Source organism: Amycolatopsis sp. NPDC058278, from assembly GCF_042881395.1.
Taxonomy (GTDB): domain Bacteria; phylum Actinomycetota; class Actinomycetes; order Mycobacteriales; family Pseudonocardiaceae; genus Amycolatopsis.
In genome coordinates, this window is record NZ_JBHVXZ010000169.1 from 1 (window position 1) to 17,200 (window position 17,200).

The following is a 17,200-nucleotide window of genomic DNA, read 5'->3' on the forward strand; positions in this document are numbered from 1 at the left end:
CTCACAAGGTCCGATGTCATCACTCACAGTGCCCATCCCGCCGGACCTCGGCCCGGCGTGTCGGGCCGGAAACACCGATCTTGGAACAGTCCCCTCGGCGGGCACCTACCAGCTGGAATGCCCCAGCGGCCAACTCGCGCTCGGTTCACCCACCGGTGACGCGATCGCGATCGAGCTCGAACCCGGCATGTACGGCGTGATGGTGACCCATCGTGGGCGTACAGCCATGGCGGAACGTCATCGCGAGATTCTGCATCTCGCCGACTCTGCGACCGAGTTACGCGAAAGAGCCGACAACGCCGCCGAGCTCGAGGAGTACCGCATAGCCATCTGGCGCACAGGGGAGCTACTCGATGCCGAGTAGCTCGGCATTGGTCGGCAACCGCACCGCGTCGGCACAAGTCCTTCGGACGGCCCTAGTCATCGTGGATTCACCACCGTGCGGCTGAAGAAGTCGGTGACCGCGTGCTCGTATCGGGCGGGGGCGGAGTTCCACGACTCGACGTGTTCCGCGCCGGGGAACTCCTGGTACTCCACCGGCCAGTTCGTCCTCTTGGCTGCCTCGGCGAAATCACGGTCCATCTGCACCGGAGCCTGCGAGTCCCGCGCACCGGCGATGAGCAGTGTCGGCGGCTTCGTGGCCGGCGGGTGGTTGATCAGGTCCAGCTGATCCAGGTCGACGCCGGTGCGCCAGTGGACGACCTTGCCGGTCAGCCAGATCGCCGGTTCGGGCGCTCCGTACTGCTGCCCGTTGAACTCCACCACCATCGGCATGCTGATCAGCGGCGAGTCCAGCATCGTCGCGGTGACGACGTTCGCCAGAGACGAGCGGACGAGGAACTGGCCGACGATGAGGCCGCCCATCGAACTGCCGTACAGCACCACATGCTTCGCGCCTTTGCTCTGCGCGTAGCGGACCGCCGCCTCCACATCCCGGTATTCGGACTCGCCGTAGTGCAGGAAACCATCCGGGGAAGGCGGAGCAGCCTCGTCGTTCCGGTACGTGATCACGAGCACCGGAAGGCCGAGCCGGTGGAAGACCGGTGCCGCCAGCATGGAATTGCGGCGTCCGTTCTGGCCGTGTACCGCGATCACCCAGGTTGAGTCGTCCAGTCCGGATGCCGGTATGTACCAGGCCGGAGCCGGGCCGAGTTCGGTGGCCACCGAGACCTCCGAGTAGTCCAGTCCGAGCGAGGTCTTCGGGTCGGTGATCATCACGCTGGTCACGTCCACCGTCGTGCCGACCGACGGCACCGGGCCGCTGAGGATCGGGCGCTCCACGGAGTCCGGCGACTCGGCGACGATGTCGCCGACAGTCGCTTCGACGCCGTCCCACACCATCCGGTACGTCCCACGCCGGCGGGTGTGCTCGCCGGGAGAGCCGATGACCACGTTCTTCCCGGGGCCGGCTTCCTTTATTTCGCGCACGACATCGGAGTGGTCGGGGTGCGTGTAGTACTGGTGGTCCGGCTTGAACTGCGCTTCGCTCACCCACCAGGCCAGCCCGAAGACCCCGACGACCACGAGCACCAGCAGCCCGGACACCGTCACGATGAGGATCCGACGCAAGCTCCGCTTACGCTTTGACTGCTTCTGGTTCTCGGAGCCGCCCGCGTCGACGACCTCGATCGTTCTTGATTCCATTCACAAGCCCCCTGTCGATCACAAGCTGTACTGCCGGTATCCAGTGAGGTATCAGCCCGCGAGGCCTGATTCCGGGTGGATGGTCATGGCTTCCCCAAGTCGCCTGTCGGGATTTCTCCAGCCGACGCTAGGGACGACATCGAGGAGGCTCAATGGAGTGAGCCACCGGCACCCTGGTGGGGCTCACCCCACCGGCTCAGCGCCTACCGGTACTGCCTGCGGTGCCGCGGCCCTACCGGTCACGAACGCCGGCGCTGCGCTGTCTTAGCTCGCGACCGACCGACCGACTGAGCGAGTGGAATGGAGCGAGCCCTTGCCGCCGATGAGCGCCAGGATCCGGATCCGCGTCCGGATGAGCGCTGCGGCCGGTGTGCTTCCTCGCGCTGGTCGCCGCGGAACTCGCGGTGCCGCGCTGGGCGGAGCGGACCCGGGCCACCACCTGGCACCCGCACCACATCGCCGAGCGCTACGGGCTGTTCACGATCATCCTGCTCGGCGAGAGCGTCCTGGCCGCGATCACCGGCGTCCGAGGAGCTTTGGCGGCGGCCGAGGTCAGCGCTTCGTTCATCACCATCGCCGTCTCGGGCCTCGTGCTGCTTTTCGCGGTCTGGTGGCTGTACTTCCTGGAACCGGCCGGGGACGGGCTGCGTGATCGCCGCGAGGGGTCCTACCTGTGGGGTTACGGCCACTACGGCATTTTCGCCGCGCTCGCGGCACTCGGCGCGAGCCTGGAGGTCGCGGTCGAGGACACCGGGCACCACCTGCCGGCCCCGCCGCTCGTGATCAGCTACGCCGTGGCGGCCTCCGTGGGCGTGTTCCTTCTGCTGCTGTGGCTGGTCCACGTGCCCATCGTGGCGAGGACCGTCCTGCGTCCCGGCGCCGTTCTGGGCTGCGCCACCGTCGTGTTCCTGCTCCCGCTCGCCGCGCCGTGGACCGGCGTGGCCGTCGTGGTCGCGGGTATCGCAGCGGCCTGCGCCCTGTTGGTCGCTTTCACGATCTCCCTGGAACGAAAAGGGAATCCGTCATGAGCGAGCAGGAGGTCGGCGCCACCGTGCTCGCCGTCAGGGAGGTACCGGCGAGCACGGCGTCCGTGCTTCAGTTCCGCTGCTCGGGTGGCACGTACTCGAAGGTCGGACCGGCGGTCGTCTTCCCGTCGCCGGTCGGCGTGTTCATCAACGCCAGTGCCTGCTTGCGCAGCCCGAACATCGTGCCGACGGCGGCCATCATCCCGCCCGGGCTGCCGTTGAAGGCCTCTTCCAGCTGGTAGAGCAGGAGGCTGTAGGTCTGGTTGAACTCCTCCTGGGCGGCCCGGATCGGGCTGCCCTCCGGGTAGTCGGTGGTGCGCGGGTTGTGCCGCATCGGCAACACGCCGTCGAAGTCGACCGCGATCTCTTCGCCGGTCGGCCCGGACTGCGGGGTGTCGCCGGTCCGGTAGCGGCGGCCCACCTTCAACTCCTGGAAGCGGTAGTAGTGCGCGACCTCTTCCCGCTCGGGGTGGAAGACGTCGCGATCGCCGTCCCACACGTCCGTCCGCGCGGCGCCCTCGCCCTGCTCGATGACCTCCGCCAGCGCGGCCAGTGCCGACTTCAGGTCGTGGACCGGCAGCACCTCGCCACCCCCGCCCCGGAGGTGGAGCTCGCCGATCTGCCGGGCCGGATCGCCGCTGAACACCTGCTCCTCGCCCAGCTTTTCGCACAGCGTGCGCAGGCCGGCCTCGATGGCGGCGTAGAACTGCCCGATCGTCCGGTACTCGTCGGTTTGCGGCGGTGCGTCCGCCGACGCGGGCTGCTCGATGCGCAGGAACAGCTCGAGGGCTTCGGGGCCGAACGGGGCCAGGTGGACGTGCACGGACCGGTCGCCGTGCGGCAGTGGATGCGGGTACGGCGGCAGCAGTTCCGGCGTGTCCAGCTTGGGTGAGCCGCCGACGGCGTTGAGCAGGTTCGCGGCCAGCGCCAGGTGGATCATCTCCTCGGCGAGGACCGTGCCCACGACTTGGGCGGCTTCGGGATTGCGGACGGGGTCCAGTGAGTACAGCGCGCACAGGTACGGGGGAATCGTCGCGTGCTCGAGTTCGATCGCCCACTGCAGGTGGCGGCGGAGATCGTCGATCGTGTCCATGCGGTACCTCGGTTCGTCAGGTCGGTGTCTCCAGCCAGGACCGAACGTCACCGCGGTTTGTGACATCCGGGCTGTCACAAACCGCGGGCCTGCCCGGTCCTGATTGACGACGACGTTCCGGAGCGGCCGGGACGCGGGAGGAGAAGGCACACCATGAAGATCGTCGTGATCGGCGGCAGCGGGCTGATCGGCTCGAAACTCGTCCGGAAACTGGGAGAACACGGCCACGAAGCGGTTCCCGCGTCACCCGATTCGGGCGTGAACACGCTGACCGGTGAAGGGCTGGCCGAGGTCCTGGACGGTGCCCAGGTCGTGGTCGATGTGTCGAACTCGCCGTCGTTCGCCGACGACGCCGTGCTGGAGTTCTTCCGCACCTCCACCGGAAACCTCCTCGCCGCCGAGGAGAAGGCCGGAGTGGGGCACCACGTGGCGTTGTCGGTCGTCGGCACCGAGCGGCTCACCGAAAGCGGCTACTTCCGCGCGAAGATCGCGCAGGAAAAGCTCATCAAGGAGGCCGGGCTGCCGTACTCGATCGTCCACGCCACGCAGTTCTTCGAGTTCGTCGGAAGCATCGCCCAGGCGGCGACCGAGGGGAACACCGTGCGCCTGTCGGACGCCCGCATCCAGCCGATGGCCGCCGAAGACGTGGCCGGCGCGGTCGGCCGGGTCGCCGTCGGCACGCCGCTGAACGGCACCGTCGAGGTGGCCGGCCCCGAGCAGTTCGGTCTCGACGAGCTGATCCGCACCGGGCTGGCCTTCCGCGGTGACCCCCGCGAGGTCGTCACCGACCCGGAAGCACGCTACTTCGGCGCCCTGCTGGACAAGGACATGCTCCTGCCCGGTCCGGACGCGCAGCTGTCCGCCACCCGGTTCGCCGACTGGCTCCCGCTGAACCCGCCGCCGGCGAAGTGACCACGACCGAGCACCGGATCTCGACGTCCGTCCTCGTCATCGGGACCGGCGGGGGCGGCCTGCGCGCCACACTCGAGTCGGCGCTCGAGCGCGAAGAGCTTCCCCCGATCCCGGACGGGATCGCCTCGCTCATGCACGAGGTGTCTGCTGCCGGCAAGCTCGTCGAATGAGACCCGGAGGGTCCCGGCCGCGCTGCCGGGGCCCTCGGGACCGGCCTCGTAGAGTGGGTCCTCACGAGACGAGGGGACTTGAGGTGGCGGATTCCGGACCGAGTGCCGATCTCGAGGCGGCCACGGCTGTCTTCACCCAGGTGCGGCCGCGCCTGTTCGGGATCGCGTACCGCATGCTCAGCAGCGTCACCGAGGCCGAAGACCTGGTGCAGGAGGTCTGGCTGCGCTGGCAGACCTACGACCGGTCCACAGTGGCCAACCCGGATGCGTTCCTGGCCACGACGACCACCCGGCTGGCCATCAACGTCCTCCAGTCGGCGCGGAAGCGGCGTGAGACCTACATCGGGCCGTGGCTGCCCGAACCGGTCGACACCGGCGCGGACCCGTACCTGGGCGCCGAGCGCGGTGAGGCGCTCGAGTTCGCGGCCCTGCTGCTGATGGAGAAGCTCACCCCGAACGAACGCGCCGCCTACGTGCTGCGGGAAGCCTTCGACTACTCCTACGCGCAGATCGCCGACATCCTGTCCTCGACCGAACCCGCGGTGCGGCAGCTGGTCAGCCGGGCCCGCAAGCACATCGCGACCGAACGGCGCACCCCGGTGACCGCGGCCGAGCAGCGCGAGCTGCTGACCACGTTCCTCGCCGCCGCCCGCTCCGGTGACCTGACCGCGTTGGAACGGCTCTTCACGCCGGATGTGACCAGCCTGTCCGACGGCAACGGCCGGAAGGGCGTCGCGCGCACGCCGGTCGTGGGTGCGGCCCGGGTGGCGAAGTTCCTGCTGGCGATCTCCACGTGGTTCTGGGACGGCCTCGACGTGCAGTGGGCGATCACGAACGGGCAGACGTCCGCGGTGCTGCGCCGGGACGGCGCTGTGTACGGCCTGCTCACCGTCAGCGCCACCACCGAAGGCGTCGATCAGGTCCTGTGGCTGGTCAACCCCGAGAAGAACAAGGCGGTGTCCGTGGGGACCGAGCGTGCTCGACCGGCATGACCAGGTCGTCCGCCGGTTCGCCGACGCCTGCCGGCGGGGAGACGTCACCGCACTCGCAGCCGCCCTGGATGTCGAGGCCATCGCCACGTGCGACGGCGGAGGACGGGTACCCGGCCCGAACGAGCCGGTGCACGGTGCCGCGGATGTCGCCCGGCTGGTCATGACGTTGCTGTGCGGGCGAGCGGATGCCGAGCTGACCGTCGAGTCCGTCAACGGCCGCGCCGGACTGGCGCTTCGCCACGCCTCCCGCGCCGTCGCGGTCGTCGGTGCCGAAACGGCCGGGGCCAAGGTCACCGCGCTGTGGATCGTGCTCAACCCGGCCAAGCTGGGCGGCTGGCACCGCCGTTGACCGGGTCCGCACCGCGGCTGCCGTGCGGACCCGGCCCCCTCAGCGCGCCAGCCACTCCCGGTAGGTGGTCTTCGCGATGACGGCCCCGTCCTTGGCGATGAGAGCGTCGCCGGAGGCCGCCGCGAACAGGCCGGCCTGGTCGTCGGTGATGACGGAGCGCTGATCACCCTGGGCGGCGAGCGTGATCCTGCCCAGCTCGTCGAGCGTGAACACCTCCGGTCCGGCGATGTTCCGGGTACCCCGCAGCGGCGCGCCCATGCTGACTTCGGCCACCGCCTGGGCGACGTCGTCGGCGGCGATGGGCTGGACGCGTGTCGCGGGCAGGCGGACGGTGTTCTCGTCGGCGGTCCAGGACATCGTCGGAGCCATGAACTCGAAGAACTGGGTGGCGCGGACGATGGAGTACGGCACGGGCCCGGCCTTGAGGATGTCCTCCTGCAGCACCTTGGCGCGGTAGTAGACCAGGTCCGGCACCAGCTCGGCGCCCACGATCGAGAGGATGACCGCGTGGCCGACGCCGGCCGCGTGCGCCGCTTCCAGCAGGTTGTCCATGGTCGTCCGGAAGAACGCGGGTGAGGCCTCGTCGAACGTCGGCGAGTTCGTCAGGTTGACGACGACCTCGGCCCCGGCCAGCGCCTCGGGCAGGCCGTGCCCGTTGAGCAGGTCCAGCCCGGTGGACGGCGAGTGCGGGACGGCTTCGTGCCCGTTCTTGGTCAGGATCGTGACCACTCGGGAGCCGATGAGCCCGGTGCCGCCGATGACGGCGATCTTCATTTCTTCGACCAGCCTTTCGCCCGGAGTTCTTCTGCGTCCACGAGGTCGACCATCGGCTTGCCCGGTTCGCAGAGCATGGTGACGGTGAACCGGACCGGGACGTCGTCGCGGTTGTTGCCGTCCTGGTAGTGGATGACCTCGCCGCCCGGCTCCCAGAACGCCTCACCGGCGCGCACGACGCGCGGCGGTTCGCCTTCGAGCTCGAACACCATCTCGCCCTCCAGCACGTAGCCGAAGGCCGGTCCGGGGTGGCGGTGCGGCGGGGTGCCGGGGTCGCCCGGCGGGTACTCGATGACGATGGTCATCGCCTGCGCCCCCTCCGGGATGAAGGGCGGTTTCGCCTCCTGTAGCACGGTCAATGACATCGAAAAGACCTCCTCGACGAACGGTTGCACCCGCTAGGACCGGACAGCCGGGCGTTTTGTGACTCGCGGGCGGTGTCACACGGCGCGGGGCTGTCTTGTCTTCACCGGCGCCGGGATCGATGCCCGGCGGACAGGAGGTTTGCCGTGACGAGTGTGGTGACAGCCACCGCGGAAGCCGGGCATCCATCGCCCACCGGGCCGGGGCGGTACGGGCGCCGGGTGGCCGTTCTTCGGCCAGCTGATCGAGCAGGTGCTTGACCAGGGCGGCCGGTGGTTCGCGCCGCCGCCGGGGCAGGCCTGCATCCCGCTGGAGTTCTCCCACGCGGCCTTCCGCTACGGCCACAGCCAGATCCGCCACACCTACCGGCTCGTTCGCGGCGGCCCCGGACTACCGCTCTTCCCCGACCTCGCCGGGTTCCGGCCGGTGCCCGCCGGCCGGCGCCTCGATCTCGCGCTGATCTTCGACCTGCCCGGCCACCCGCCGACGCAACGGGCGAAACGCATCGACGGCCGCCTTCCCGCAAGTCTCATCGCACTGCCCGAGCAGCTCACGGGCATCGTCGAGGCCGCCGCCCACCGTTCGCTCGCGGTCCGGGACCTCCTCCGCGGCGGGATCACCGGTCTGCCCAGCGGCGAATCCGTCGCCCGCCACCTCGGCGTGCCGCCGTTGACCGCGGACGAAGGTTCTTGGCCGCGCGGCACTCCACTGTGGATCTACACCCTCGACGAAGCCCGGCACCGCGGCGGCGGCGACCGCCTCGGCCCGGTCGGCGGCCGCATCGTCGCGGAAGTCCTGATCGGACTGCTGCGCGCCGACCCGGCGAGCTACCTGAGCCGCGAACCGGACTGGCAACCGACCCTGCCCGCCGCGGGACCCGCCTTCGGTCTGGCCGATCTGCTCACGCTCGGCCGCTGAAATATCCGGCGCACTGTTGTTTTCATGACAGCCTTTCGGTATTGCGCAGGGCGAGCCAGGTGCACAGTCCGGCCAGGGCCAGTTCCGGGACCGCGCAGACGAGGGCCTGGGTGAATTCGGTGCCGGGCAGAGCGGTGAGGACGTCGAACCAGGCGTCCATCCCCACGAGTGCCGCGACCGCCGAGGCTGACAGGCGGGCGCGGACATCGCCCCGGTGGTACCACCGCGCGGTGGTCGCGCAGCCGAGCGCCACGGCCAGGTCGAGCCCGATCCACACGGCCGGCCAGTGCCGCACCTGGGTGGTCCCGGGCAGCGTCCGGCCCAGCACGAACATCCACGGCACCAGGCCTGCCGCCACCGCGCCCAGCACGCCGGGCACCCACCTGGGCCGGGCACCCGGCGACGTCGCCGTGCGTGGCGGGCAGGGCATCGTCTGAACGGTCATGAAATTCCTCCACTGAACGTCGTGCTGGTGCTGCCGACGCCGGTGCGGGGCAGCTCTGCGGCAAACTTTGCCGCCGGAACCGGCCGAGATCAGTAGCCCGTGGTTCCGACTTCGTGGTGGTGCCTGCTACCGCACCGATCCGGGCGGCTGCAGGATGGTGCTTCCGGCCGCGGTTCAGCGGAACCTAGGTTCACCATGAGACCGGGTACAGGCTTCATGGCACCGTCCTCCTGCGGTGCCCTAGCGTCGTGCCATGACGTTTCCAGCTGGACTGAGACGCACGGTCCTCCGGGCGCGGCGGGACACCGGCTTTCTTGCCGCCGGTGTGCCGCCGCACCTGGCGCTGGTGCCCGTGTGGGCCTGGGCGACGACGACCACCGCCAGGACGGGGAACTGGCTCCTCACGGTGTCCGTGTCGGCCGCCCTGGTCCTGCTCGGCGCCCCGGTGCTGACGGCCGTTCAGCGGGCTCGCCACCGGGTGCTCATCGGTGTGGACGTCCCCCGGCTCACCCCCGCCGCGCCGGAACAACGGACGTGGGCCTCGACCGCCCGGCGGCTCGCGGCGATGCGGCCTTGGCGCAAGATCGGCTACCACCTCCTGCTGGGCCCGCTGCTCGCGCTGCTGGAGCTGCTGGTGCTCGCGGTGGCAGCGGCGTGCCTGGCGGGCGTCACCGCCTACGCCTGGTCGTGGGCGCTGCCGACCGGAATCCGCCAGGACTGGTTCGGCTACCTGACCCAGCTGCCGGCTTACACAGCGGCTGGACTCCTCCTCCTGTGCGCCCTGCCCTGGACCGCGCGGGCAGTGGCCCGGGCCGAGGCGCGGCTGGCGTTGGGCCTGCTCGGGCCCAGCCGGGCGCAGCGGCTCCAGGAGCGGGTCGATCAGCTGGCCGTGAGCCGGACCGACTTGATCGAGGCCGTCGACGCGGAGCGCCGCCGGATCGAGCGCGACCTGCACGACGGCACCCAGCAGCGGTTGGTGTCCCTCGCGGTCAACCTGGGTCTGGCCATGGCCACCCGCCCGGATCTGCCGAGTGATGCCCGCGAGGTGATCACGAGAGCGCACCTGGAGGCGAAGGAGGCGATCGCCGAACTCGATGATCTGGTGCGGGGGCTGCACCCGGCCGTGCTCGAAGACCGAGGTCTGGACGCGGCGTTGTCGGGGCTGGCTGCCCGCACGCCCCTGCCGGTGCGGCTGCGGGTCGATCTGGAGGAGCGGGTGGCGTCCAACGTGGAGTCGGTCGCGTACTTCGTGATCTCTGAGGCGCTGACCAATGCAACGAAGCACGCCAACGCGATGCGTGCTGAGGTGATGGTCCGTCAGGTCGGCGAGGTGCTGCGAGTGCGCGTTACCGACGACGGGCTGGGCGGTGCCGACGCCGCCGGCACGGGGCTGACCGGGCTGGCCAAGCGGGTCGGCTCCCTCGACGGGGCCTTCCACGTCAGCAGCCCCGTCGGCGGGCCCACCACCATCACCGCGGAGCTGCCGTGCGCGCGGTGATCGCCGAGGATTCGGTGTTGTTGCGGGTCGGCCTGACCAAGGTGCTGGAGCTGGGCGGGTTCCAGGTCGCCGCGGAAGCCGGCGACGCGGAGGGGCTGTTGGCGGCCGTGGCGGAGCACCGGCCCGACCTCGCCTTGATCGACGTCCGGATGCCGCCCGGCTTCACCGACGAGGGGGTGCGGGCGGCGATGGAGATCCGTCGGCGCTGGCCGGGGACGCCGGTGGTGCTGCTTTCGCAGTACGTGGAGGAGCGGTACGCGGCTGACCTGCTGTCGGCGAACACCAGCGGTGTGGGCTACCTGCTCAAGCAGCGGGTCGCCGACGTCGCCGAATTCGTGACGGCGGTCCGGCGAGTGGCGGACGGCGGCACGGCCCTGGACCCGCAGGTCGTCGCCCAGTTGCTGCTGCGGCGCGACAGCGACCCGCTCGCGCGGCTGACCCCCCGCGAACGGGAGGTGCTCGGCCTGATGGCCGAGGGGCGCTCCAACGCCGGCATCGCGCAGGCGCTGGTGGTCAGCGAGAGCGCCGTGGCGAAGCACATCAACAGCATCTTCGCCAAGCTCGACCTGCCCGTGGTCGACGCGGACCACCGCCGCGTCCTGGCCGTGCTGCGGTTCCTCGGAGCGTCCCGGACCTGACCTTCCCGATCGGTCAGATCTGCGCTGTGGGCAGCCCGAGCGCCGCGCACGTGCTGCCGTTCCCCGGGAACACTCCAACCGCGCCTTCGGTCGCATTCGCGGCTTTTCCGGTGAGCACGCAGGCGACGAGCTGAGGGATGCGGTAGCTCGTGCCGGCGGCTTGGCGGGGCTGAAAGTCATACGCGTTGGACTGCCAGCTGCCGGAGCAGATCTGCATGATCTGGCCAGTGACGTCGACTCGGCCGTCGCGGCCACCGACTCCGATGGCGACGTGCTGATTCGGGGCGGTGCTGCCGATGTCGGCCGTCTGGTAGCAGTAGGCGATGTTCCGCTCAGCCGGAGGTACGAGAGTGCCCGGCGCGGCGGCCTCCAGCGCACTGGGAGCCCCGGCTCCGAGGACGACACCGCCGGCGATGGCTCCGACGCCGAGCACAGCGGCGGTCACGGCGATGAGGCCGCGGGTGCGGCGGCGTGCGTGTCCCCGGGCTTCGATCGCATCGAGATCCAGCTGCAGCGGCGGTTCGTCGGTGCCGAGTGCGCGGATCAAGAGGTCCTTGTCGTCGGTTGTCATCGGTCGCTCCCCTTGATGTACCCGGTCACGTCGGCCGGCTCGTGAAGTAGCCGGCGAAGAGTGGCGAGACCTCGCGCCGCTTGAGACTTGACCGTCCCTTCGGAGATCCTCAGCACCTTGGCCGCTTCGGCATTGGTCAGGTCGCTGAAGAAACGCAGGACCAGCACGGCTCGCTGTTTCGGTGGCACCTGCTGCAAGGCCGCCCGGACATCCAGCGCGGCCGCGGACTCCGCGGTCACGACCGGCGTCTCGGGCAGCGCATCCCGCAGCTCGGCGCGGCGGTAGGGCCGGCGGGCTTCGTCGATGGCCAAGCGGGAGATCACCCGCCGGGTGTATCCGTCGATGCCGGCCGGGTCGATGCGATGCCAGCGGGTATACAGCCGCAGCAGCGCCGTCTGGACGAGGTCTTCGGCCAACGACCAGTCCCCGCACATCAGGAACGCTTCCCGGCGCCACACCACAACGCGCTCCCGAACGACCTGACTGAACTCCCAGCGATCGGTCACGCCCACCCCTCTCTCGCCCATACATACGAGACCGGGCCGTCAGACCGTTGCATGATCGCCACGCCGAGTCCCACGCCGCAACGGCTGGTCGACTGGCTGACCGTGAGCGGCCTCGCCGTGATCGCTGCGGGCCTGCCATCCCGTCAGCTCGCACGCACCGGTCGGTGTGGGCCAGGTCACACGCTTTCGGTGTAAGAGGGCGCGCCGGTTTCGCGATAAACCCGCAGATTCACCAGAAAGCGCTTCAGCAACGAGGAGCGTTTGCTCCATCTGGGCTACGGCGGATTCATCTGGTCGGCAGCCGTGTCGGCGCAGAACGCGGATCGACTGCGGGGATCGACGCCGCGTAAATACCGGGTGGTTTGCCTCGGTGGGTCAGTGTGCTTGGCGGAACATTTGACGTGACAAAAGTAATCGGTGGGGGAAGATGACCGGGTCGGCTGCACTATCCGAGCGCGCGGTAACGGGACCGGGGGAGCAGGTGCGGGGACTGCACGACCGGGCTCGGCGGCTGTACCTGATCGGCCTCGTCGCGGCCATCGGGCTGCTCGCGTTCGCCGTGCGGTGGTCGCTGATCCGGTACGACACTTCAGATTACCGCGAATTCCTCCGTCCGTGGTACGAATTCATCATTCAACACGGCGGTTTCCGCGCTTTACGCGAGGATTTCTCCGACTACAACGCCCCCTACCGCTATCTCCTGGTGGTGCTGACCTATCTACCGTTGCCACCTCATGGCGCGGTCAAGGCACTGTCGGTCTTGTTCGATGTGGTGGCCGCGTATTTCACCTACCGGATCGTCGCCCTGAAGTACCGTTCGCGCTGGACGCCCGCGCTCGCCGCGTTGCTGGTTTTCATGCTGCCGACCGTGGTGCTCAACGGTGCCATGTGGGCGCAATGCGATTCGATCTACGCCTCGTTCACGCTCGGCGGTGTCTACCACCTCCTCCGGAGGCAGCCGTGGTGGGCGTGCGTGTTCATCGGGCTCGCGGTGTCCTTCAAGCTGCAGGCGATCTTCATCCTGCCGCTGCTGCTGGCGATGGTCCTGCTCGGCCGGGTGCCCTGGCGCGCCCTGCTGGCGATCCCCGTGGTCTACCTGGTCCTCGACCTCCCGGCGATCGTGCTCGGGGCCGACCCGATCCGGTTGCTGACCATCTACCCGCGTCAGTCCGGCATCTACCCGGAGATGACGCTCAACGCGCCGTCGGTCTGGCAGTTCTTCCGCGGCGTTCGCGACACCGGTGTCATGCACACCGCCGGGGTGCTGGTCACCGTCCTGCTCGTCCTGACGATCTGCCTGCTGCTCCTGCTCGCCCGGACCGAACCGACGGAGCCGCGGATCCTGCTGATCGCCACCGTCTTCGTCATCTTGGTGCCCTACGTGCTGCCTTCGATGCACGAGCGGTACTTCTACCTCGCCGACCTGCTCACGGTCGTCCTGGCCTTCTACTTCCCCCGGCGCCTGTGGTACGTGCCCATCGGCGTGCAGTTCGCTTCCCTCCTCGGCTACATCCCGGGGATCTTCGAATCCCCAGGCGGCGAACGCGCCGTGGGCCCGGTCGACTTCCGCATTCTCGCGGCGATCGAGCTCGCCATGCTCATCGCCGTCAGCTACTACGCCATCCGGGAGTTCCGCCACCCGGGCCAGGTCCGCGACGACGACGGTGGTTTCGCCCGGAGCCCGGAGGTTGCCGGAGCCGGGGGAAGCACCTGATTTTTCGGGCAAGTTCACGCATGGTCTTCGAGCTGTTCGCCGCGGGTCCTGCGGCAGGTGCCTCAAGTCCGTTGATGTGTGCCTATTCGATCGGTGTGGCGTCGGCGGGTTCGAGTACGACTACTGGAATCTTCCGCTCGGTGTAGGTCGCATAGGCCGCGTAAGGCTGGTAGATCGCCACGGCTCGGTCCCACAGGCGGGCCCGCTCCGCGTCTTCGGCGACGCGCGGACGGACTCGCCGACGCTCGCCGCCGGGTAGCTCCACCTCGGTGGTCGTCATCGCCATCAGGTTGTGGAACCACGCCGGATGTGCGTCCACGCCGCCTTTCGATGCGATGACGACCAGGCGCGGCGAGTCGTCGAGGTAGATCAGGGGGCTGATCCGGGCCTCGCCGGACCTGCGGCCGACGTGGTGGAGCAGCAGCACGGGCGCGCCGCCGAAGAACGAGCCGCCCACCTTGCCGCCGGTTTTGCGGAACAGGAACGTGTTGAGCCGCGTCAGCTGTCGCTGCAGCTTCCAGTAACGAGACGTCGGTGCGGGAGGTTTGGGCATGACCGAGAGAGTGTCACATTGTGACAAGTGTCGTCAACTGACAAAAGTCTGGCGATGACGTGACTGCCGTATGCTGGCCGGCATGGAGAAGAGCGGCCTGCGGGAACGGAAGAAGCAGCGGACGCGGGAGGCGCTGATCGACGCGGCCCAGGCGCTGTTCTGCACCCACGGTTTCGAGGCCACGACCATCGACCAGATCGCCGAATCGGTCGAACTCTCGTCGCGAACGTTCTTCCGGTACTTCACCTCGAAGGAGGACGTCGCACTCGCACTCGCGGACGAACAGATCACGGCGGTGCTCGAGGCGTTCGCCGCGCAACCGGCTGACGTGCCGGTGCTGACGGCGATGCGGACGGCCGCGGTCGAAGTCATCCGGACGTACGAGACCGACACCCGCTTCCACGGCCTGCAGAACTTGATCTCCGTCAACCCGGCGCTGACGGCCGCGCGTATCCAGCGGGCGACCGCCCGCTCCGACGAGGCGGCCCGCCTGATCGGCGCCCGAATGGGCGTCGACCCGGGCGCGGACCCCCGGCCGCACCTGGTGGCCTCGGTGGCGATGTGCGCAGTACAGACGGCAGTCGTCGCCTGGCGGGCGGCCGGCCGGCAAGCACCGGAATCCGAGCTGGCCAGGCAGGCGTTCGACCTGCTGTCCACCGGCCTGGACTACCCCGCGGGACCGACGGTCACCGATCGCTGATCAGCGGCGGCTTGTCGAACGTCGTCTGCACCCGCATGCTCGCCGACCAGAAACGACGTGCGGCGGCAGGGCCCGGGAGGGCACTCGGGGGACGAGTCTGCGATCCAGCTGATCAACTCGTGGGCGGAAGCCAGTCGTCTGTCTCGCGGTGGCGGCCAAGCCCGACGGCATCGAACTCGTCGAAGTGCTCGCCCTTGACCACGCCAAGCCGCCGAAGCGCCCGGGAGATGGGGCTGCCCTCGGCAGGTATCGGTTCTCCTACGGCCAGGCGCAGGGGACCGAGCACTACCTGACCGCCGGCCCATACCTGCGCGGACTGGGTTCCGCTCCCGCCGAAGTAGTCAGCCTCGACGTAGGCGACGGGACCGTCCGCCGAACCGGCGGCCAAGGCGTGCCCGAACCCGGCGGGGGCTTTCCGGAACCCGTCGAGCTCGGGCGCTCCGGCGATGGTGACCGTGTCGAACAACGCGTCGGTCATCGGGAGTAAGCAAAGGTGCTCGGCGAGCGGAACTGTGCACGCTTCTTCCACCGTGCCCGCCAACTTCCGGAGCACAGGCTCGGTGGCGATGGCCCCCTGCAGTTGATAACCCACGGCCTTATTCTCCCGCCCTCCCGCCCTCCGGCATGAGGTCCGCTCCATCACCCCGGATCAGGGCGGAGGAGTGCTGCGGCGAGCGGTGTCTGGCGGTAGAGCACTTCACGGCCGCGTCGGGTGGCGGTGACCAGGCCGGCCTCGCGAAGCACCGTGAGGTGCTCGGAGACCGTTGCCGGAGCGAGGCCGACTCGGTGGGCCAGGCTGCCGGTCGTGCTCGGGAAGAGGGTCTCGGCCAGCACGGATGCGCGTCCGGGGCCGAGGAGGCGCGCGATGGCTGGTGATCGTGTGGCCGGTTCCCACAGCTGTGCCGTGCCGAGCATTCGGGTAAACCAGCGCGGGAGGAGTGACGGCGGTGTCGTCGGTGGGCCCGATCCCGAGGTTCGGCCACCCGAAAGCCGTGGGCACGAGCACGAGGCCGCGGCTGCGAAGATCCACCGTGCCGTGCCGGAAGCCCGTGAGGTGCAGCTCTTCGTTCTTCCAGGTCGCTCGCCGGTGCAGGTCGGCGAACAGGCCCTCCAGGCCGCCGTCGGCCAGCTGCCGTGCCCGGGTTGCGATGTCGGCGTCGAGCAGGCCGCGTATCCGGTCCCACAGTGGCTCGACCAGTGCCTGCCAGGCCAGTCGCTGCTGGGTGGCCAAGGTGTCCCTGGCGACGACGGGGTCGCCGGTGAGGACTCGGCGGAGATCCTCGCCCGGGGCGCGGCGAACGTGCTCGGCGAGTTCGGCGGCGACGACGGCGGGATCGGTGGCCCGGACCTGGGTGAGGTCGTCCTCGATGGTGGTGTGCGGGCTGGTCGGGCTCGGCCACAGGAAATCCAGCCCGTATCCGTTGTTCGGGGCGGCGGCGTCCAGCAGTCCCAGATCAAGCCGGGCGACGACGGGCTGGACATCGCGCAGCCACGACAAGTACCAGCCGTGGCGACCCGGTTCCTTGAGCACCAGAAGTGCCGACATCGTTTCCTGCAGCGGCGAGATCGCGAACCGGCATCGCGCCGCGTCCCCGGGTCCGAACCTCAGCACCAGCGTCATTTCGCCAAAACGCTACCCGACGATTCGGTCGACACCGAATCCCGGCGGCCGCCCGCCCGGTTCCCGCACCCTCACGGGCATGGCCGAACCATCGCCGGTGCCCAGGACTCGCCTCCTTTCCGGTAACCCCGCGTTCCGGGCGTTGTGCGCGTCGCGGGCGGTGTCGTTCGTCGGTGACGGGATCACCACGACCGCTCTCGTCCTGCTCGTCGCCCCGCGAGACGGCCCCGCGGGGGTGGGTTTGCTGCTGTCGGCGAGCGCGCTGCCCCGGCTCGGTGGACCGCTGGCCGGAGTCCTCGTCGACCGGGTCGGGACACGCCGGTTGATGATCCGGTGCGAACTGGCCTCGGCGCTGGTGATCGGGCTGACCGCGATCACGCTGCCGCCGTTGCCGGTGCTGACCGCGCTCGTGGCGGTCGCCGGGATCCTGGCGACCATCCGGAACCCGGCCGGTCGCAGTCTGGTCCCGGTCCTGGTCGACGCGGCCGACCGCGCGCCGGCCAACGCCCTCTTCGGGCTGGGCCGAACCCTGACGCTCACCGTCGGGCCGGGCTTGGGAGGCCTGCTGGACGCAGCTCCCGGAGGCGCCCACACCGCGCTGGCCGTGGACGCGGCCACTTTTCTCGCGTCGGCCTTGCTGCTGAGGGGACTCCCGGCGAGCGCGCCGGCCCGGGATCCTGATGCGGTCACGGGAGTGTGGGCCGAAGCGGGCGA

General features: G+C 69.6%; 22 protein-coding genes and 1 pseudogene. 12 read left to right on the top strand and 11 right to left on the bottom strand.

All coding sequences use genetic code 11. The features are described 5' to 3' along the window. Positions 1-364, top strand: a 364-nt coding sequence (locus ACFVYA_RS45340; RefSeq protein ID WP_387054221.1) for a hypothetical protein, incomplete at its 5' end; no start/stop codon positions are given. A gap of 56 nt (positions 365-420) precedes the next feature. Here the strand turns inward: ACFVYA_RS45340 and ACFVYA_RS45345 are convergent. Beyond that, positions 421-1,551 (bottom strand): alpha/beta hydrolase family protein, encoded by a 1,131-nt coding sequence (locus ACFVYA_RS45345; protein ID WP_387054223.1) that lies wholly within the window; start codon positions 1,549-1,551, stop codon positions 421-423. A gap of 461 nt (positions 1,552-2,012) precedes the next feature. Here ACFVYA_RS45345 and ACFVYA_RS45350 point away from each other — a divergent pair, with 461 nt between their 5' ends. Next, on the top strand, positions 2,013-2,672 hold the full coding sequence (locus ACFVYA_RS45350; RefSeq protein WP_387054225.1) for a low temperature requirement protein A: 660 nt from the start codon (positions 2,013-2,015) through the stop codon (positions 2,670-2,672). Positions 2,673-2,739: 67 nt separating this feature from the next. Here ACFVYA_RS45350 and ACFVYA_RS45355 read toward each other — a convergent pair whose 3' ends face one another. Next, positions 2,740-3,762: a ferritin-like protein gene (locus ACFVYA_RS45355; protein WP_387054227.1), complete on the bottom strand. Its 1,023-nt coding sequence runs from the start codon at positions 3,760-3,762 to the stop codon at positions 2,740-2,742. A gap of 153 nt (positions 3,763-3,915) precedes the next feature. Between ACFVYA_RS45355 and ACFVYA_RS45360 the strand changes: the two genes are divergently transcribed. From ACFVYA_RS45360 to ACFVYA_RS45375, 4 genes are all read left to right on the top strand, one after another. Next, the gene (locus tag ACFVYA_RS45360) at positions 3,916-4,674 is read left to right on the top strand and encodes an SDR family oxidoreductase (protein ID WP_387054228.1); all 759 of its coding nucleotides are present in this window, start codon (positions 3,916-3,918) and stop codon (positions 4,672-4,674) included. Further along, a complete protein-coding gene (locus ACFVYA_RS45365; RefSeq protein WP_387054229.1) occupies positions 4,671-4,844 on the top strand; it encodes a hypothetical protein in 174 nt (57 codons plus the stop codon). The genes ACFVYA_RS45360 and ACFVYA_RS45365 overlap by 4 nt, the downstream gene beginning before the upstream one ends. 83 nt (positions 4,845-4,927) lie before the next feature. Then, positions 4,928-5,836, top strand: coding sequence for an RNA polymerase sigma-70 factor (locus ACFVYA_RS45370; protein WP_285993647.1), 909 nt, complete (start codon positions 4,928-4,930; stop codon positions 5,834-5,836). Beyond that, a complete protein-coding gene (locus tag ACFVYA_RS45375; RefSeq protein ID WP_387054230.1) occupies positions 5,820-6,185 on the top strand; it encodes a hypothetical protein in 366 nt (121 codons plus the stop codon). Before ACFVYA_RS45370 ends, ACFVYA_RS45375 begins: the two co-directional genes overlap by 17 nt. Before the next feature lie 39 nt (positions 6,186-6,224). Here ACFVYA_RS45375 and ACFVYA_RS45380 read toward each other — a convergent pair whose 3' ends face one another. Then, positions 6,225-6,959 (bottom strand): SDR family oxidoreductase, encoded by a 735-nt coding sequence (locus ACFVYA_RS45380; protein WP_387054232.1) that lies wholly within the window; start codon positions 6,957-6,959, stop codon positions 6,225-6,227. Next, positions 6,956-7,324, bottom strand: a complete 369-nt coding sequence (locus ACFVYA_RS45385) for a cupin domain-containing protein (protein ID WP_285993644.1) — start codon at positions 7,322-7,324, stop codon at positions 6,956-6,958. The genes ACFVYA_RS45380 and ACFVYA_RS45385 overlap by 4 nt, the downstream gene beginning before the upstream one ends. 250 nt (positions 7,325-7,574) lie before the next feature. Here ACFVYA_RS45385 and ACFVYA_RS45390 point away from each other — a divergent pair, with 250 nt between their 5' ends. Continuing rightward, positions 7,575-8,240 (top strand): hypothetical protein, encoded by a 666-nt coding sequence (locus tag ACFVYA_RS45390; RefSeq protein WP_387054234.1) that lies wholly within the window; start codon positions 7,575-7,577, stop codon positions 8,238-8,240. 22 nt (positions 8,241-8,262) lie between these two features. On the opposite strand, the gene ACFVYA_RS45395 is transcribed toward ACFVYA_RS45390, so the two are convergent. Continuing rightward, entirely contained in the window at positions 8,263-8,685 is a 423-nt protein-coding gene (locus ACFVYA_RS45395; RefSeq protein ID WP_387054236.1) for a hypothetical protein, read from the bottom strand. 253 nt (positions 8,686-8,938) lie between these two features. Between ACFVYA_RS45395 and ACFVYA_RS45400 the strand changes: the two genes are divergently transcribed. Together ACFVYA_RS45400 and ACFVYA_RS45405 are read left to right on the top strand one after the other, a co-directional pair. Further along, on the top strand, positions 8,939-10,183 hold the full coding sequence (locus ACFVYA_RS45400) for a sensor histidine kinase (RefSeq protein ID WP_387054238.1): 1,245 nt from the start codon (positions 8,939-8,941) through the stop codon (positions 10,181-10,183). After that, the gene (locus ACFVYA_RS45405) at positions 10,171-10,821 is read left to right on the top strand and encodes a response regulator (RefSeq protein ID WP_387054240.1); all 651 of its coding nucleotides are present in this window, start codon (positions 10,171-10,173) and stop codon (positions 10,819-10,821) included. The genes ACFVYA_RS45400 and ACFVYA_RS45405 overlap by 13 nt, the downstream gene beginning before the upstream one ends. 13 nt (positions 10,822-10,834) lie before the next feature. Here the strand turns inward: ACFVYA_RS45405 and ACFVYA_RS45410 are convergent, their stop codons facing one another. Beyond that, entirely contained in the window at positions 10,835-11,392 is a 558-nt protein-coding gene (locus tag ACFVYA_RS45410) for a hypothetical protein (RefSeq protein ID WP_387054242.1), read from the bottom strand. Next, positions 11,389-11,898, bottom strand: coding sequence for a sigma-70 family RNA polymerase sigma factor (locus tag ACFVYA_RS45415; protein ID WP_387054244.1), 510 nt, complete (start codon positions 11,896-11,898; stop codon positions 11,389-11,391). The genes ACFVYA_RS45410 and ACFVYA_RS45415 overlap by 4 nt, the downstream gene beginning before the upstream one ends. A 481-nt stretch (positions 11,899-12,379) precedes the next feature. Between ACFVYA_RS45415 and ACFVYA_RS45420 the strand changes: the two genes are divergently transcribed. Next, positions 12,380-13,612, top strand: coding sequence for a glycosyltransferase 87 family protein (locus tag ACFVYA_RS45420; RefSeq protein WP_387054246.1), 1,233 nt, complete (start codon positions 12,380-12,382; stop codon positions 13,610-13,612). A gap of 82 nt (positions 13,613-13,694) precedes the next feature. Here the strand turns inward: ACFVYA_RS45420 and ACFVYA_RS45425 are convergent, their stop codons facing one another. Then, positions 13,695-14,165 carry a nitroreductase/quinone reductase family protein gene (locus ACFVYA_RS45425; RefSeq protein WP_387054248.1) on the bottom strand — a complete coding sequence of 157 codons (471 nt, stop codon included), beginning with the start codon at positions 14,163-14,165 and terminating at the stop codon, positions 13,695-13,697. An 82-nt stretch (positions 14,166-14,247) separates the two neighbouring features. On the opposite strand from ACFVYA_RS45425, the gene ACFVYA_RS45430 reads away from it, so the two are divergent. Further along, positions 14,248-14,865, top strand: a complete 618-nt coding sequence (locus ACFVYA_RS45430) for a TetR family transcriptional regulator (RefSeq protein WP_387054250.1) — start codon at positions 14,248-14,250, stop codon at positions 14,863-14,865. A 112-nt stretch (positions 14,866-14,977) separates the two neighbouring features. Here ACFVYA_RS45430 and ACFVYA_RS45435 read toward each other — a convergent pair whose 3' ends face one another. The 3 genes and pseudogenes from ACFVYA_RS45435 to ACFVYA_RS45445 all read right to left on the bottom strand — a co-directional run. Continuing rightward, positions 14,978-15,343 carry a hypothetical protein gene (locus ACFVYA_RS45435; protein WP_387054252.1) on the bottom strand — a complete coding sequence of 122 codons (366 nt, stop codon included), beginning with the start codon at positions 15,341-15,343 and terminating at the stop codon, positions 14,978-14,980. 161 nt (positions 15,344-15,504) lie between these two features. Then, complete coding sequence (locus ACFVYA_RS45440) at positions 15,505-15,780, bottom strand: ArsR/SmtB family transcription factor (RefSeq protein WP_387054254.1); 276 nt, start codon at positions 15,778-15,780, stop codon at positions 15,505-15,507. Positions 15,781-15,841: 61 nt separating this feature from the next. Beyond that, a pseudogene (locus ACFVYA_RS45445) lies at positions 15,842-16,486 on the bottom strand (DUF5937 family protein); the annotation flags it as partial. A gap of 79 nt (positions 16,487-16,565) precedes the next feature. On the opposite strand from ACFVYA_RS45445, the gene ACFVYA_RS45450 reads away from it, so the two are divergent. Next, positions 16,566-17,200: MFS transporter (locus tag ACFVYA_RS45450; RefSeq protein WP_387054256.1), on the top strand; the 635-nt coding region annotated here is incomplete at its 3' end.

What these genes read in the sequence shown, in the direction of transcription:
- ACFVYA_RS45355 (WP_387054227.1), bottom strand. Translation starts at nt 3,762, where the DNA reads ATGGACACGATCGACGATCTCCGCCGCCACCTGCAGTGGGCGATCGAA.
- ACFVYA_RS45360 (WP_387054228.1), top strand. Translation starts at nt 3,916, where the DNA reads ATGAAGATCGTCGTGATCGGCGGCAGCGGGCTGATCGGCTCGAAACTC.
- ACFVYA_RS45380 (WP_387054232.1), bottom strand. Translation starts at nt 6,959, where the DNA reads ATGAAGATCGCCGTCATCGGCGGCACCGGGCTCATCGGCTCCCGAGTG.
- ACFVYA_RS45385 (WP_285993644.1), bottom strand. Translation starts at nt 7,324, where the DNA reads ATGTCATTGACCGTGCTACAGGAGGCGAAACCGCCCTTCATCCCGGAG.
- ACFVYA_RS45395 (WP_387054236.1), bottom strand. Translation starts at nt 8,685, where the DNA reads ATGACCGTTCAGACGATGCCCTGCCCGCCACGCACGGCGACGTCGCCG.
- ACFVYA_RS45400 (WP_387054238.1), top strand. Translation starts at nt 8,939, where the DNA reads ATGACGTTTCCAGCTGGACTGAGACGCACGGTCCTCCGGGCGCGGCGG.
- ACFVYA_RS45410 (WP_387054242.1), bottom strand. Translation starts at nt 11,392, where the DNA reads ATGACAACCGACGACAAGGACCTCTTGATCCGCGCACTCGGCACCGAC.
- ACFVYA_RS45425 (WP_387054248.1), bottom strand. Translation starts at nt 14,165, where the DNA reads ATGCCCAAACCTCCCGCACCGACGTCTCGTTACTGGAAGCTGCAGCGA.
- ACFVYA_RS45430 (WP_387054250.1), top strand. Translation starts at nt 14,248, where the DNA reads ATGGAGAAGAGCGGCCTGCGGGAACGGAAGAAGCAGCGGACGCGGGAG.
- ACFVYA_RS45435 (WP_387054252.1), bottom strand. Translation starts at nt 15,343, where the DNA reads ATGACCGACGCGTTGTTCGACACGGTCACCATCGCCGGAGCGCCCGAG.
- ACFVYA_RS45440 (WP_387054254.1), bottom strand. Translation starts at nt 15,780, where the DNA reads ATGCTCGGCACGGCACAGCTGTGGGAACCGGCCACACGATCACCAGCC.